The 15156-nt window shown below is 63.3% G+C and carries 11 protein-coding genes, 1 tRNA gene and 1 pseudogene; 4 read left to right on the top strand and 9 right to left on the bottom strand.

Features of this window, described 5'->3' with window-relative positions; translation table 11 throughout:
* Positions 1 to 18 precede the first annotated feature (18 nt).
* Positions 19 to 405, bottom strand: a complete 387-nt coding sequence (locus FR699_RS08715; protein WP_158855726.1) for a DUF5830 family protein — start codon at positions 403 to 405, stop codon at positions 19 to 21.
* Between the two features lie 155 nt (positions 406 to 560).
* Between FR699_RS08715 and FR699_RS08720 the strand changes: the two genes are divergently transcribed.
* Positions 561 to 1238: a TVP38/TMEM64 family protein gene (locus FR699_RS08720; protein ID WP_154550818.1), complete on the top strand. Its 678-nt coding sequence runs from the start codon at positions 561 to 563 to the stop codon at positions 1236 to 1238.
* Between the two features lie 18 nt (positions 1239 to 1256).
* Here the strand turns inward: FR699_RS08720 and FR699_RS13450 are convergent, their stop codons facing one another.
* The 6 genes and pseudogenes from FR699_RS13450 to trpD form a co-directional block, all read right to left on the bottom strand.
* The gene (locus tag FR699_RS13450; RefSeq protein ID WP_305037643.1) at positions 1257 to 1376 is read right to left on the bottom strand and encodes an HVO_2523 family zinc finger protein; all 120 of its coding nucleotides are present in this window, start codon (positions 1374 to 1376) and stop codon (positions 1257 to 1259) included.
* A 715-nt stretch (positions 1377 to 2091) separates the two neighbouring features.
* Positions 2092 to 7105 (bottom strand): annotated as a pseudogene (locus FR699_RS08725) (LAGLIDADG family homing endonuclease); the annotation flags it as partial.
* Between the two features lie 318 nt (positions 7106 to 7423).
* Complete coding sequence (gene trpG, locus FR699_RS08730; protein ID WP_154553155.1) at positions 7424 to 8050, bottom strand: anthranilate synthase component II; 627 nt, start codon at positions 8048 to 8050, stop codon at positions 7424 to 7426.
* A complete protein-coding gene (trpE, locus tag FR699_RS08735; RefSeq protein ID WP_158855176.1) occupies positions 8047 to 9666 on the bottom strand; it encodes an anthranilate synthase component I in 1620 nt (539 codons plus the stop codon). Before trpE ends, trpG begins: the two co-directional genes overlap by 4 nt.
* Positions 9663 to 10301 (bottom strand): phosphoribosylanthranilate isomerase, encoded by a 639-nt coding sequence (locus FR699_RS08740; protein WP_158855177.1) that lies wholly within the window; start codon positions 10299 to 10301, stop codon positions 9663 to 9665. The genes trpE and FR699_RS08740 overlap by 4 nt, the downstream gene beginning before the upstream one ends.
* Positions 10298 to 11299 (bottom strand): anthranilate phosphoribosyltransferase, encoded by a 1002-nt coding sequence (trpD, locus tag FR699_RS08745; RefSeq protein ID WP_154553258.1) that lies wholly within the window; start codon positions 11297 to 11299, stop codon positions 10298 to 10300. The genes FR699_RS08740 and trpD overlap by 4 nt, the downstream gene beginning before the upstream one ends.
* Before the next feature lie 144 nt (positions 11300 to 11443).
* On the opposite strand from trpD, the gene FR699_RS08750 reads away from it, so the two are divergent.
* Both FR699_RS08750 and FR699_RS08755 read left to right on the top strand, forming a co-directional pair.
* Positions 11444 to 13048 (top strand): S1C family serine protease, encoded by a 1605-nt coding sequence (locus tag FR699_RS08750; RefSeq protein WP_158855178.1) that lies wholly within the window; start codon positions 11444 to 11446, stop codon positions 13046 to 13048.
* Between the two features lie 75 nt (positions 13049 to 13123).
* Positions 13124 to 13206 (top strand) — tRNA-Leu (locus FR699_RS08755).
* Between the two features lie 120 nt (positions 13207 to 13326).
* Here FR699_RS08755 and FR699_RS08760 read toward each other — a convergent pair.
* The gene (locus FR699_RS08760) at positions 13327 to 14208 is read right to left on the bottom strand and encodes a hypothetical protein (RefSeq protein WP_158855179.1); all 882 of its coding nucleotides are present in this window, start codon (positions 14206 to 14208) and stop codon (positions 13327 to 13329) included.
* Between the two features lie 135 nt (positions 14209 to 14343).
* Between FR699_RS08760 and FR699_RS08765 the strand changes: the two genes are divergently transcribed.
* Positions 14344 to 14889: a DUF5813 family protein gene (locus tag FR699_RS08765; protein WP_154553150.1), complete on the top strand. Its 546-nt coding sequence runs from the start codon at positions 14344 to 14346 to the stop codon at positions 14887 to 14889.
* 35 nt (positions 14890 to 14924) lie between these two features.
* On the opposite strand, the gene FR699_RS08770 is transcribed toward FR699_RS08765, so the two are convergent.
* A complete protein-coding gene (locus FR699_RS08770) occupies positions 14925 to 15155 on the bottom strand; it encodes an Lrp/AsnC family transcriptional regulator (protein ID WP_154553149.1) in 231 nt (76 codons plus the stop codon).
* Position 15156 lies beyond the last annotated feature (1 nt).

The following is a 15156-nucleotide window of genomic DNA, read 5'->3' on the forward strand; positions in this document are numbered from 1 at the left end:
TCGCTCGTCGAAGGGCCATCACTCCCGACCAGTCACCTTCCGGATGCACGACGAGCCAAAGGGACCGAGTTCGCCTGCATCGAAGTTGACAAAGTGACCCGTCGAGATCTCGGCTCCGCATCGTTGGCAGGTAAACTCCCCGTCTCGGACGATTATCTGGCGGTCGAAGTTGACGTAGTTGCCACCGACAGGTTCGATCGTCGTCTCCTCGCGTTCGATGATCCCGTCTGCCTCGGCCGTCTCTAAGATTTCGCGAGTGACGCGGGGATCGGTCGTGATCGTCTCTAGGCGATCGACCGCCTCGGCGACCGACAACGCCGGATCCTCACAATGGGCCAGCAACGCCACCCCGAGTTCGACCGGATCTGGGTCCCCGGGGTCTGGCCCGCCAGACTCGGCCGGCATCCCCGGGTTAGCGGGGCCAGCGGTACGGCGATCGACTGGTTCGTCCGGGTCGGCTTCACGCTTGTCGGTCACGGTCGACGATTCGGGCGCGAGCGCAAAGAATCATCGGGCAGCGACCACAAGAGGTTTGCCAGGCTCACCCCCACTACCCAGTGATGCACCCGGCGGTCCGACGACAGGCGGTGGCAATCGGGGTGGTCCTCGTGGTCGCTGCGCTCGCGACCGTGACGAGTTCGCCCACAGACGTACTCGCCGCCGTCGAAGCTGTCACGGACTCGCCACTCGCGTTCATCGGCGTCCTCACTGTCTGCTATGCCGTCCGGCCGCTGGTTCTCTGGCCGATCTCGCTTCTCTCGATTCTCGCCGGCTACGGACTGGGCGCGGCCATCGGTGTCCCCGTCGCACTGGTTGGGGCGGTACTCACCTGTCTGCCACCCTACGTCCTGGCCAGGCGTGCTCCCCGAGAGACAGGCCTGTTCGGTCGCCTCCACCGGCGAAGCCGCGAGGCCGTCACAGCGGTGGGTGAGCGCCGTGGAGTCGTCGCCGCCCGCCTGTTACCCGTGCCCGCCGATGTGATCTCGTACGGTGCCGGACTCTCGACGGTATCGACCCGCGCGTTCGTCACCGGCACCTTCCTCGGCGAGATTCCGTGGGTCGCCGCGGGCGTCCTGACTGGCTCGTCGATGCGGACGCTCACGCTTGCGGGAGCCAGCGAGAGCTTGCCGCTACTGCTCGGTGCAGGTGGACTGGGGATCCTCGTCCTGGCTGGCCCGACGATCCGCCATCTCCAGCGCCGGGATCGACTCCCGACGCTGGACTCGCTGAGTTCCTGAGCCAGCAGCCGAACGGAGTCAATAGAACGTGTCCGCACAGTCGTAGACGACGCCGTGGGCCGGGCAGACGTACTTGCAGTGGCGCGAAAAGAGGGGGCGACCACAGCGGGGACAGGGACGGCCACCGGTCTCGCTCATACGGTGATGTCGACAGCCGGGGCGCTTGACAGTTCGGAAAGCGGAAAAACCGGGCGGCCGGGACCGCTACCGTCTACGGTCGCTACTCAGCACTCAGACCAGCCACAGGACTCGCAGGTCTTGCAACCCTCAGAGTAGTACAGCGACATCGAGCCACACTCGGGACACTCGGGACTCTCGCCGTTGGCAATGATGTCTTGCTGATCGGCAAGCGAAGGCGAGTCGGTAGCTGTTGCCCCGCCGTCGGTCGAGCGGTCGTCCGGACTGGACATCGCGACCGCTTCCTCGGCGGAGACGTCCTCGTCGGCCGTCTCCTCTAAGGTGCGCTGTTGTGGGTACGTGCGGTCGATCTCGTCGTCGAGATACCGCCGCAGTGCCGTCCCGAAGGCATCTGGGATGGAGTTGATCTGCTCGCCTTTGTCCCAGGCGACCTTCGGTGACCGGATGCCCTGGAGCTTGTCGACGATCTCGTCGGGATCGACACCCGACCGGAGGGCGACGGAGATCGTCTTCGCCAGCGCGTCGGTAAAGGAGTTGGTGAACCCACCGGAGTGGCCCGTGTTAGCGAACAACTCGAACGGTTCGCCGGTCTGGGGGTCCTCGTTGATCGTCACGTAGAGTTTGCCGTAGCCCGTCTCGATGCGCTGGGTGACGCCGTGGAGCTGATCGGGCCGGGGCTTCTTTTCGGCGTACTTGCGCGCGGTATCGCCGTTGAGGAGGTCCTCGATGTCCGCGGTGAGTTGGGCACGCACGTCGTCGTTCTCGAGGAACGCCTCCAGCCCGCCAAAGACCTCGTCGATGCGTGTAACGATCGTCTCGGCTGCCTCGTCTTCGTCCATGTCCGCGAAGTCGGTGTTTTCGGCTCGCGTCGTCAACACCTGCTTGCTCCGGGTGCCGTCACGGTAGTAGGTGACGCCCTTGCCACCGTGTTCGTAGATGTACTCGAAGACGTCCTTGGCATCCTCGACGTTCGAGTCGTTGGGCGCGTTGACCGTCTTGGAGATGGCCGAGTCGACACCATCCTGCAAGGCACACTGGATCGAAGCGTGTTGCTTGGGCGAGAGGTCGCCCGTCGTGACGAACAGTTCGCCGATGGCGTCGGGTACCGTCGACAGCCCTTCGACGCCGTCGAACTCGTTTGTGGCCATCTGCTCTTGGGCCTCGCGCTTGACGGCCTCGACGTCGATGTCGTTCTCCTCTAAGACCCGCAGGAAGTAGTCGTCGAACTCGACGAGCATCTCCTCGCCCTGGACGTCATCGGAGACGTTCTTGTAGTAGGCGACGTTGTAGACGGGTTCACACCCGCCGGTCGTGTTGCCGACCATCGAGGTCGTCCCGGTCGGGGCGATCGTCGTCGTGTTGTGATTGCGGATCGCGAACCCCTCTGTCCAGTCCTCGGCGTCTTCACCGACGTAGTGTTCGAACCACTCGTCGTACTCGGTGGGATCGGCGTACTTCGAATCGTCCCACTCCGCAAAGGAGCCCCGTTCCTCGGCGAGTTCGTGACTCGCCCACTTGGACTCGTAGTTGATGTGTTGCATGACCTGACGAGCGATCTCGTCGGCTTCGTCGCTGCCGTACTTGACGCCGAGTTGGATGTACAGCTGGGCCAGGCCCATGATGCCCAGGCCGATCTTACGCATGTTCCGGACCTTCTCCTCGATCTCTGTGACCGGGAAGTCCGACATGGTAACGACGTTTTCGAGGAACCGCGTCCCCATCGCGATACGGTGATCGAGTTCCGCGAAGTCGATGGCCTCGTCGAGATAGGCCTCGACCGCATCATCGAAGTCATCGTACTCCTCGGCGTGACGGTCGGCCCAGACCCGCCAGTCTGGCGCGTCGGTGTCGGCGACCGTCGAGAGGTTGATGTGCCCGAGGTTGCAGGCCTCGTACTCCTCCAACGGTTGCTCACCGCAGTTGTGGGTCACGAGACCGTTCGCGACGAACGAATGCGTCTCCGGTTCCGTCAGATCGTAGACGGCTTCGTGTCCGTCATGCACGACGGATTCGACTGTCGCGTCGAACGATTCACTGTAGGGACCGCGATCGTACGCATCGAGACGGTCATCGAGCGTCTCGTTCTTGGAATCGAGCAGGAAGCCGATCTCGTTACGGAATCGGAGGAGATCGTCCTTCGAGATCAGGAGGTCGTGATCGGCCTGCCGCTCGTACTCGGCAGTACCGCCATTTCCGTCAGGCATTTCCTGCAGGCCTGGCTCGTGACGTTCTTCGTAGATCTTGCTGAAGATCCCGAAGTTGAGCAACAGCCGCTGGACGTCTTTGAGCATAGCGACGTCAGTGCTCGTCAGTCGAACCGAGACGCCCTTCTCGACGTTGCCCTGTACGCTCCCGTCGGCACTGAACAATGCCTGCAAGAATCCGCGAGCCATCTCCTCGCTACCGCGCATGACGGCGTCGGGAACCTGCAGTTTGTCTTCGACTAAACCAGCCTCTTGAGCGTATTCGTAGAGCCGCGTCGATCGAATGCGTTGTTCGATAGCTTGCGCGCCTCGGTAGTCGTCGTTCCGGGAAACATCGTTGACACCGATCTCGTAATCTGCATTCCCGGTCGGCTCTCGAACTACCTCGTTAACATCCTCCGAGAACTGTTCGGAGATCTCTGCGTCCTCGTCATAGAAGTTGAGGACTGCTCGCTCTTCCCCATTCTTGAGATGGCCGTCGCCGACGAGCCAGCCGAGGACGCGGCCCTCTTCGGCCGACCCGTGTTGACCGAATTCGCCCTTCTGGTTTTGGACGTGAACAGTATCTCCAGGTTCGAGGTTCCCCGCTTCGATCCAGCCATCGTCGGCCATCACGCGATGGTCAGCTGTCAGGCGGAGTTCGTAGCCCTCCTCGGTCGTCAACTCGTAGACGTCCTTCTCGCCGGTCTTGAAGACGCTACTGGCCTCCTTGACGCGGTCCTCGCTCAGACGGCCGTCGACGACGACATCCTGTGCGACGCCCTGTTCGTACAGTTCTTCGGCCGGGACGAGCCCGTTTTCGGTACTGATGAGCGTTTCTCCGGTAACACACGGATTGGTCGCGAGGATCTGGTGGTCCGGATTCGCCTCGACGTCGAATGAGTGTTCCTTGTTGACACGCTCTAAGTAGATCACGCCAGGTTCGCCGTTCTCGTGGGCCCCTTCGACGATATCGTCCCACAGTTCTTCGGCGGGCACGGACAGCTCCTCGCCGACCGTGACGTATTCGCCGAGGCCGAACATGTCGTACAGTTCTTTGGTTTCCTCGGTGACGATGTGGGCCTCGCCCGTCCGGGGGTTGGTGAAGGTGAACTCCTCGCCGGCTTCCAGAGCATCCATGAAGTCGTCGGTGATACCGACCGAGATGTTGAAATTCGAGAGATGGCCCTCGACGGCGTTGCGGAGGTGTTCTGGCACCCGGCCCTCGTCGTCGATCAACTCGCGGGCCTCCTCTAAGGCGTCGGCGAAGGAGGTATGCGTGAAGTCGTCGGGGTCGTTCAGCCGGAGGGTGTTGGCCAGGGAGACGTCCTTGTTCTTGGCGTGGATGAACTGGATGACGTCCGGATGGGAGACCCGCATGACGCCCATCTGGGCGCCCCGCCGGGCGCCGCCCTGGGCGATCGTCTCACACATCTGGTCGAAGGTGCGCATGAACGTAATCGGCCCCGATGCGATGCCGCCGGTCGATCCGACAGCATCACCGTACGGGCGGAGTTTCCAGAAGGCATAGCCCATGCCGCCGCCGCTGTTGTGTGAGACAACTGAACTTGCCACGTACTCGTGATTATCAGCGACGGTCACGTCGTAGACGGTGGCCGTTCCTGCGTCCTCGACGGCCTCGACGGGGACGTGCCACGTCGAACCGTCGCGCGTTCCGACGCTCGGCCCGTCCGAGTCGATGGACGTGAGCGTCTCGGCCATCGTCTCCGAGCGGGAGTCGACGAAACCGATCAGATCCTGGAACTGCTCGAGTCCGTGCTCGCCGGTCGGCCCGACGTTGAAGTAATCACGGTCCTCGGTGTCGTAGTCCCACTTGATTGCAGGGACGCCGAGACCGAGAAGCAACTGCTGGACACCCTCGATCAGATCCTCCGAGGAGCTCCACAGTCGCGGATAGACGTCCTTCTGGAGACTCCCGTCGGTCGAGTACAGTCCCCGGAGGAACGCGCCGATCGTCTCGCGATCGGCTTGCCAGACGGACTCGGGAACGGACGCCGACGTCGCGTCGGGCTTTGCATCCCCGAAGTTTGCGAGCCACCAGCGCTTGACCTCGTGGCTGTGGACGACGGCCTCGTAACAGCCCTCGTCCCAGCGCCAGTCGAGACCGACGTCGAAGAGGTCACGGGCAAGTCGATCGGCGCGTTCGAGCGTCTCCTCGCGGTTGAGATGGAATCGGATCCCGTCTTCGTGTTTCGACCCGTCGCCGACCCACATGCCAACCATCTCGGCCAGATCCGGCGTCAGTTCGGTCGGCTGTTCGACAACCTTGACGGCCTCGCCGTTGGCGTCGAGCGCGTTGTTCTGGCGGTATCGGGCGACGCTCCGGGTCGAGACGCCGAGCTTCCGGGCGATCTCGCCGTCGGAATGGCCGCCGTCGTGGAGCGACTCGAACTCGCTCTCGTCGAAGCTCACGTTTCCACCGGAGCGGCCGCCGCTACCGTTCGGGTCCAGCCCGAGTTCGAGCGATCGGCGGCGCTGGATCGTCGAGGCCGAACTGTCGAGTCGGTCGGCGATCTCGTAATCGCTGAGCCCATCGGCGTACAGTTCGAGGATGTCGTCGTTCGAAACGGTGCGGCTTTCCGCCCACTGTGCACCGCCGGCGACGGTCGTGAGTTCGGGAGCTTCGTTCGCGCCGTCGACCCAACCGAGCCGGAGTGACAGCGTATCGCCGGGTTCGATCTCGTCGATTCGCGTCCAGTCCCCCTCGACGAGCAGTTCGTGGTTCGGCGTTCCTGTCAGTCCCACACCGGCCTTCGTCTCGACGCGCTCGACCGGTGAATCGTCGTATGCGTGTGTTTCGTCGACATTCTGGACGCGATGATCGTCGCCGTCCCGCTGGACGATCCGATCACCGGGCTCGACATCCGCGATGGAGACGACGCCCTTTCCTTCGACGGTAACGGTCGTGTCTTCGGTCAGACACTGGAACACCTGGGCGGCCTCCTTTGCCGTCTGGTGGATGTCGTCGATATCGTCGGCGGGGCTGTCGACGAAACAGGCAGACAGCTGCTGGAGTTCGTCGCCGGCGTTCATCAGCGTCGGCGAGTTCGGCATGAACGAAAGGTCCGCCATCAGTCGCTGGAACTCCGCGGCGGTGTCTTCGACGTGCTCGCGGACAGCAGCCGGCAGTTCGGGGACGACCGTCTCGTAGGCGAACTTGTTGACGTTGTAGACAGAAAGTGTCGTCTCGGCGTCGTCAGTCGCCGTGGTGCCTTTCCCGAAAACCTCCGCGGCGAGTTCGTCCCGCCGCGGGTGGTCTGGTTTGAGCTGGTCTGGCGTGACCATGATATCGACGTCTTCGTTTTGGGCCTCGTAGACCGCCTCGGCCAGGGCGATGTTCTTGGCGACTCGTTCGAAGAGATCCTCCTGATCTTCGACGAGATCGCCGTCGGCGTCCTTCCGGAGATACCGCGCCGGCAAGATGTTGTGATATGCGTTGTCAGTCAGTCGGTCGGCGAGCGTCTCACCGTCGGTGCGCTTGATCGGCAGCGTCACTTCGTCGACGCTGAGTTCGGCGTCGCTCACTGCTCGGCCCCCCCGGTACTGGCGGGCGACTGACCGTCGATCCGTCCCGTCGATCGTCGCTGCGTTCGTGTCATTTGTGTCGAAGTTCGATTGGCTCGGCTACGGGATAACCCCTTGGTTTGTTTGATCGGGTGCGTTTCCAGTCGGTGTCACGGTAGAGAGACGTGACCGCGAAAGCCCCGGCTCGCGGGGTACTCGCGCACGCTGAAATGGAAGGGTATGGGTGCACATAAGACTTCCCAGACCGGAGTGAAAGTGATCGAGTGCAAGGAAGTAGCGGTCCCGTCCGGTGGGTCGGAGTCGAACGAGAGGGGTGGGTCACACCCCAGCGAGGAAGTTCCGGATCACGTCGTGACCCACCGCAGTCAGCACGGATTCGGGGTGAAACTGGACGGCTTCGATCGGATGCTCCCGGTGACGAATCCCCATGACGAGTTCCGTCCCGTCGGCCCCAGCAGTCGTCGCCGTCACGTCGAAACAATCGGGGACGTCGCTGGCGACCAGCGAGTGGTATCGCCCACCCTGAAATCCCTGATCGAGGCCCGCAAAGACGCCCTCACCGTCGTGTTCGATCGAGGCAGCCTTCCCGTGAATCGGTTCGGGAGCGTGCCCGACGGTCCCGCCGTAGGCATGAACGGCGGCTTCCAATCCGAGACAGACGCCCAGCGTCGGGACGTCCGGGCTGATTTCCCGAAGGACATCGATCGTCACGCCGACATCGCGGTCGTTTTTCGGATGGCCCGGCCCCGGCGAGATGACGATTGCGTCGGGATCGGTCGCCCGCACGTCGCCGAGAGACGCTGTGTTCTTCAAGACCGTCGTCGTGGCATGCTGAGAGACGTATTCCACGAGATTGTACGTGAACGAGTCGAAGTTGTCAACGAACAACACGTCGAGATCGTCGGTAGCAACCCCCGTCGATTCAGCCGTGGTGGAGTCGCTCATCGGGACACCCCCTCGATCGATGCTTCAGCGTCGGTCTCGATGCGTTCGAGGGCGTCGATCACGCCGCCCATCTTCTGTTCAGTCTCCGCGTACTCGCTTGCCGGATCGCTGTCGGCGACGATCCCGGCACCGGCCTGGACGGTGATCCGGTCGTTGCCACCATTGGCAACAGTGGCATCGACACCGTGTTCGACTGCCGCCGACCGAATGACGATCGCAAAGTCGGCGTCGCCGTTCCAGGAGAAATACCCCACGCCCCCGCCGTAGACGCCGCGTGGGTCGGATTCCAGGTCCTCGATGAGTTCCATGGCACGGATCTTCGGCGCACCGGAAAGGGTCCCCGCCGGGAACGCCGCCCGCGTCGCATCGAAGCTGTCGGAGTCGGCCCCAAGCGTGCCCGTCACCGTCGACTCGATGTGTTGGACGTGGCTGTATTTCAGGACGTTCATGAACTCCTGGACGCGGACGCTGCCCGGCTCGGCCACGCGGCGCACGTCGTTGCGGGCCAGATCGACCAGCATTGTGTGTTCGGCTCGCTCCTTCTCGTCGGCGAGCATCTCGCCAGCCAGTCGGCGGTCCTCGACGGGACTGGTCCCCCGGGGGCAGGTGCCAGCGATCGGATTCGAGGTAACGACGTCGCCCCCGACCGAGACCAGGGTTTCCGGACTCGCGCCGACGATCGTCAGATCGTCGTACCCGAGTAAGTACATGTACGGCGAGGGATTGATCGTCCGGAGCGAGTCATACAGCGCGAGCGGATCGACGTCGCCGTACAGTTCGCGCTTGCGGGAGATCACGCCCTGGTAGATCTCGCCGTCGAGGACGCCCGCCTTTGCGCGTTCGACCGCTTGCTCGTAGGAGTCTTTCGGGCCGGCAGTCTCGTTCGTGCGGGTGAACCCGCCCGTTTGCGGACCCACAGCACTCACGAGGAGCGATTCGACGCGCTCGGCCTCCGAGCGCAATTCGTCGTATCGTTCCCCAGCGTCTTCACCGGGCCGAACGACGGGCGTAAACACCACCGAGAGCGTATCCGTGCCGTGATCGAACACCAGCGTCTGGGTATTCAGGACAAACTGGGCGTCCGGGAACCGGGAGTCGGGCCGCTCGATGCCGACCTCTTCGAGCCAGAGGTCGTACACCGCCTCGTAGGCCAGAAAGCCGACGAGCCCACCCGAGAGCGTCTGGCGGTCGTGATCGGGGAAGCCGCGCCGCGGTACGTCCGGAAGTGTCGCCCGCAACGCATCGAGAACGTCGCCGCCGTTGGTGTCGAGCAATTCGGCGTAGCGGTCGTCGATGGTCTCGACCGCAGTTTCGTCTCGATCGACGGTCGCGACAGCGACGGGATCGTAGCCGACGAACGAGTACCGGGCGTGGCGGTCGTCGGTCGTCGGCGCGAACGCGCCGTCGGGGTCGCTAGAGGCAACCTTCTCGGCGCTTTCGAGCAGGAACGCGTAGTCGGCTGACTCGGCGTCAGTACTGCGACCAGTCAGGGCAGCGTAGGCGGTGAGTGGATCGACGTCGACATCGAGGTCGATCGCGACGTGGATCACGCCCGGTTGGTCGGCGTCGGCCAGGTCCAGAAACCGCGACCGGGACAGCGATGGCTCGCCGGTCATACGCCCACCTGCCCGCAAGTGGCCCGATCGACGAACGACGCGACGGCCTCGTGGTCCGTGTCGCCGCCGTCGCGCTCGACGCCGCTGGCCGTATCGACACCGTACGGCGCGACTGTCTCGACGGCTTCGGCGACGTTTTCCGGCGTGAGCCCGCCCGCGAGCACGATAGGGATATCGAGTGTCTCGACGGCCGCGGCGGTCCGTTCCCAGTCGTGGGTCTGGCCGGTCCCGCCGCCACCGTCAGCGTCGAACGTGTCGACGACGAGCGCGTCTGCGGCCGTCGCGTAGGCGTCGAAATCCGCGTCGTGGTCGACGGCGACCAGCACAGGCTGGGCGATCGACGCCGCCAAAGCGGCCACCTCGTCGGGGTCGAGCGTCCCGTGGACTTGCACCGCATCGGGCTCGGTCGCTGCAACGAGATCGCGGGCCGCAGCGACCGTTTCCGGCATCGTCACGAGCGTCCCGGAGACGAACGGTGGGACGGCGGCCAACAGCGTCGTGGCCGTCTCTCGGGTGACATCCCGGGGAGTCTCGACGGGGACGTCGGCGATAACACCCACGGCGTCAACACCCGCGTCCACACTCACACGCACGTCGTCTATCTGTGTGTGGCCACAGATTTTCACCCGCGTCATGCGCCAACTCCGCGCAACTCGTGGAGTTTCTCGCCGGCCGCCCCCGAATCGATCGCCTGGCGTGCAGCCTCGACGCCATCTTCGAGGGAGGCTGCCTCGCCGGCGACGTAGATCGCCGCGCCGGCGTTGGCGAGGATGATGTCGCGTTTCGCACCGTCGATCTCGCCACGGACGATTCCACGGAGGGCGTCTGCGTTTTCGTCGGGCGTCCCGCCGGCGACGTCGGTGATATCGTAGTGGCCCACGCCCATGTCTTCGGGCGAGAGCGTGTACTCTTCGACGGTCTCGCCTTCGACCTCGGCGACGGCCGTCTCGTCGTGAACGGCGATCTCGTCGAGGCCGCTGCCGTGGACGACCAGCGCGTGTTCGACGGGCATGTGCGCGAGCGAACGAGCAATGATCGGAACCAGGTCGGGATCGTAGACGCCAAGAACCTGTGCGTCCGCGCCGGCAGGGTTCGTCAATGGGCCGAGAATGTTGAAGATCGTCCGCATGCCGAGTTCCTTCCGCGGGCCGATGACGGCCTCCATCGCCGGATGGAAGACGGGCGCAAGCATGAATCCGATCCCCGTCTGTTCGATGGCGTCCGCGACGGCCGGCGGTTCGGCGTCGACAGTGACGCCGACTTCCGCTAAGACGTCAGCGCTACCGGAGGACGACGACACCGAGTAGTTGCCGTGCTTGGCGATCGGGACATCCGCGCCCGCAGCGACGATCGAACTCGTCGTCGAGACGTTGATCGTGTCGTAGTCGTCACCGCCGGTCCCGACGATGTCGACCAACGGGTCACGATCGGGGTCGATTGTTCGGGCCGCCTCGCGCATCCCCTGGGCAAAGCCCGCGATCTCGGCCTCGGTCTCGCCTTTCGCACGCAAGGCAGCGAGCAACGCCCCGATCTGTGCCGCTGTGGCGTCGGCAAATACCGCCCGCGAAGCCTGGCGTGCCTGCTCGACGGTCAGATTCTCTCCGTCTGTGACCCGCTCGACGTATTCCTGCATTGTGGACATCGATGTACTCATTCGAGTTATAGTGTACAACTCCGTACACTAACTTAAGCGTGTTGGACCCCAGTCACCGACGCTGTCGGACCGGAAGCCACCCAGTCCCGAACTACTATGTGTGTAAGTTTATCACAATCTAGCATGGGATCGAACAGCGAGCACGGTCGGTCGAAGCTGTCTCGTCGTCGGGTTCTTCGGAGTGCGACAGCGGCCGTCGCCGTCGGGATCGCAGGCTGTACTGGGTCGGACGACGAGACACCGACCTCCACGAGCACACCGACAGCAACGGCGACGCCAACTGGGACAGTAACCGAAACAGCGACCCCGGAGCTTCCCAACATCGAGAAACAGACCATTCAACGGGACAAAGCCGCAATCACGCACATCAACAGTCGCGTTTCGGGGACAGTTGCGTGGCCCGAAATGACGACGATCTACCCGAGTGACCTTTATGGGACCTGGAACCTCAACAACGGGGACGAACAGATCCGGTTCAACCGCGATCGGTCGTTCAGTATCACCGGGCAAAACGGGGATTTCGGGGGCGAGTACGTCGTCAGGCAAGGACCGCGGGTTGTTCTCCAAACCGATGGCGGAGAAACGGCGGGGTACAACTACCAGCGCGCTGACCAGGGAGAAACAGCGATCCTCGAACTCTCCCGCAACGGCGAGCTCGTCGGCCGGTACGAGCGGACAGCGGCACCCGACCTCGACGTACTCGAAGTGGTGCAAGATGCCAAACTCCGCCGTGACGAGCGCGAAAGCGCCGGGACCGAGAGCGGCCAACTCCAGAACGGGGCGACCGGATCGGGCTTTATCGTCTCCCCGGACGGGTACATCGTCACGAACGCCCACGTCGTGCTGGCGGACGACGACCCGGAAAATCTCCTGTATCAACATCTCGCCTCGATCACTGCGGGGGCGATCCGCGAATCGCTAGCCGAGAGTTTCGCTGACTCGGATTTGACGGACACCGAGACACAAGAGATCGAGAACACGCTCTACGAGAAGTTGATGGACTACTACATCGAGTACAGCGAACTATCCGGGGTCGAAACCGAGTTCAACGCCCTGAACGGGCGCGCGACGCCGGACGACGACATCGCGGTCGAAAGCTGGTCGGCCGAGGTCTTAGACCAGGGAACCGTCGTCGAAGAAGTCAACGGCGAGCCGACCTGGGGCCGGGACGTTGCCGTCCTGAAAGTCGACCAGACGAACCTGCCGTCGGTCACGATGGGCAGCGCCGAAGGTGTCGAAGCCGGCGACGAACTGTTCGTCATCGGCTATCCGAACATTGGCATTCAGGACCTCTTCGAAGATCGGGAACAGGCACTCCAGCCGACGCTGACGACCGGCATCGTCAGCGCCCGTCGCCGCCTCAATTCGGGCATCAACACGATCCAGACCGACGCCGCGATCAACAGCGGCAACAGCGGCGGACCGATGTACAACAGCGACGGCGAAGTGGTCGGGATCGCGACGTTTGGCCCGTCTGACGCCAACATTCAAGAGATCAAATTTGGCCTGCCAATCGAGGTCGCGACGGAAATGCTGGCCGGCCTGGGCGTCGAAAACGAGTCCGGGGAACTCGACACTGCCTTCGACGACGGACTGTTGGCCTACTGGCGTGGAGACTGTGAGACAGCAACGACAAAAATGGAGACGGTCCTCGATCTCTATCCCGATCACCCCTACGCCCAGGAGTACATCGACGACTGCGAATCCGGCGACGCCCCGGGTCAATAACTCACCGACCAATTCGACGGACTGGCGAGTCGTGACCGAAACCGATTTTCCGCTGTCGGCCAGAGTGGTGCATGCGCGAGGGTGGCTGAGCGGCCAAAGGCGGCGGGCTTAAGACCCGCTCCCGAAGGGGTCCATGGGTTCGAATCCCATCCCTCGCATAGCGAGACCGACTGAAAAGAGGTCTCGAATATCGCGAGCAGCGAGGTCGAACGAACGTGAGACCTCGATTTTACGAGCGTATTGCACCGCACCGAATCGTGTTAACGTTCGGGGCAGCTTCAGTCTGTGTAGCCGGAGATATCCACCCAGTAGACAGTCCCGTCGTACCGGACCAGGTACTCGCCGTCGACGTACTCGGGGTCGTTAGTGTCGAGCGCGTAGACGGGATCGGCGGCGGCGAATCGCTCGACCAAGCGCGTCCAGGCGTCCGACTCGCTGTCGACATAATGGGAGTCACCGATCGCCTTGGTCACGATCGAGCGCTCTCCGGAGGAGAGATTCGAGAGTGTAAACAGAGAGGCCGCTTCGAGTCGCCCGGCAAGTGCCTCGCTGCTATTGGCCACCGGCGACGCGTCGTATCGATAGGTGGAGATCGTCTTCGGCGACGGGCCATCGACCGTGAGACGGACCGTCCGAGCCCCGAACTCGACGAGTTCGTAGCGAGGTTCGGAAACCAGCACGGACAGTTCCTGCTCGCTCTCGTTGTAGACGGCCAGCGTCGCGATGTCCTCGTCGTCTGCGATCAACCCCGAATCGGGGGCAGGGAGCGCACGCCGATCGACGGCCGGTAGCTCCTCATACGCGATGGACCCACCGGTTGTGTTCGTCGGGCTCTTCTCGAGTGTGAGTGCGAACTCGGGCACTTGCTTGGAATCGATAGCCGACCAGGTGACGGTGTAGTACCGTCCGTCGACTGCGACCGGTCGGTCGGGCCTGAACGGCGGATGATCACCCTCCGCGGTGGGGCCAGAGTCCGCGACGGCCCCGCGGACGAGACGCGAAGGCTCAGTGTCGAGGTCGGCGAGGTCGATCGAGGCGTGGTTGGCGATCGCCGTTGCGTTGGGTGCCGGATCCATAGAGAGTGACCCCTCGGCCGAACACCCCGAAAGGCCGATCAACAGGAGGACAAGCACGGCGAGGAGGGCTGAGCGGCGTTGCATGCGATAAGATCATACAGTATATTGCCATTTATTTTGTGGTCGAATTTCGAACACCGGGGCAGGAGACCGATCGGGAAACAGAATGGCAACGAGTACCGCGACGCGCTTTTTGCTGGGCCGTCCGAACTGGGCGCAATGACAGCGGACTTGCCGACTGCGGTCGCCGACGCGATGGCGGCCCACGACGCCTTCGAAGCGGGCAACGATAGGTATCGTGTGACGACAACCGCCTTCGACGGGACGGTGACGGCGACCGAGACGGACGGCGTCGGTTACGAGTTCACGGTGACGGTCCGGGCACCGATGCTCGGCGCGGCCATCGAAGACGAGGTGGTCGGGCCGGCCGTCGAGGAAGGATGGTTCGACACCTACGAACGCCGGCTCGAAGACGCGCCGAAGGCGACACGGGCACAGGTCGAGTTGGACAGCTACGACCTCCGCGAACAGGGACGGGAGGCGATCGCGACGTTTAGGTTCACCTTCGGCGACGCGGCGCGTGGCGTCGAAATCGCAAAGACGATCGTCGAGTACGTCGAAGGGACCTACGTCGAAGGCGTCGTGCCTGGCTACGAGTACGGATCGCCGGTGGCAGACCTCCTACAGCGAGCGACGACCACCGGGAGCGAGCCCGAGGCTGAGAGCGATGACTCGGGCGGAAGACGTGGGGGCACACCGCTGTAACTCGACCAAGACGGGTTCGGTACCCGAAAGCGCCCTCAGTCCATAGCGATGTAGGTCTGGGTGTCTTCGACGCCCTCGATCTCCTGGATCTGGGATGCGGCAATCTGCTTGACGGCGGCCGGTGATCCAACGTCTACCTTCGCGATGAAATCGACGTCACCGGCAACGACGTGGGTACTCACCACACCGTCGATGGCCGCGATTGCGTTTTGCAGTCGATCCGCCTCGCCAGTGTGTGCTTTGACCATAATGTATGCAATGACCATA

It is taken from the genome of Halorhabdus sp. CUG00001, from assembly GCF_009797925.1.
GTDB lineage: Archaea > Halobacteriota > Halobacteria > Halobacteriales > Haloarculaceae > Halorhabdus.

Coding starts and splice junctions, on each gene's coding strand:
- FR699_RS08715 (WP_158855726.1), bottom strand. CDS start 405: ATGCCGGCCGAGTCTGGCGGGCCAGACCCCGGGGACCCAGATCCGGTC.
- FR699_RS08720 (WP_154550818.1), top strand. CDS start 561: ATGCACCCGGCGGTCCGACGACAGGCGGTGGCAATCGGGGTGGTCCTC.
- FR699_RS13450 (WP_305037643.1), bottom strand. CDS start 1,376: ATGAGCGAGACCGGTGGCCGTCCCTGTCCCCGCTGTGGTCGCCCCCTC.
- trpG (WP_154553155.1), bottom strand. CDS start 8,050: ATGAGCGACTCCACCACGGCTGAATCGACGGGGGTTGCTACCGACGAT.
- trpE (WP_158855176.1), bottom strand. CDS start 9,666: ATGACCGGCGAGCCATCGCTGTCCCGGTCGCGGTTTCTGGACCTGGCC.
- FR699_RS08740 (WP_158855177.1), bottom strand. CDS start 10,301: ATGACGCGGGTGAAAATCTGTGGCCACACACAGATAGACGACGTGCGT.
- trpD (WP_154553258.1), bottom strand. CDS start 11,299: ATGCAGGAATACGTCGAGCGGGTCACAGACGGAGAGAATCTGACCGTC.
- FR699_RS08750 (WP_158855178.1), top strand. CDS start 11,444: ATGGGATCGAACAGCGAGCACGGTCGGTCGAAGCTGTCTCGTCGTCGG.
- FR699_RS08760 (WP_158855179.1), bottom strand. CDS start 14,208: ATGCAACGCCGCTCAGCCCTCCTCGCCGTGCTTGTCCTCCTGTTGATC.
- FR699_RS08765 (WP_154553150.1), top strand. CDS start 14,344: ATGACAGCGGACTTGCCGACTGCGGTCGCCGACGCGATGGCGGCCCAC.
- FR699_RS08770 (WP_154553149.1), bottom strand. CDS start 15,155: ATGGTCATTGCATACATTATGGTCAAAGCACACACTGGCGAGGCGGAT.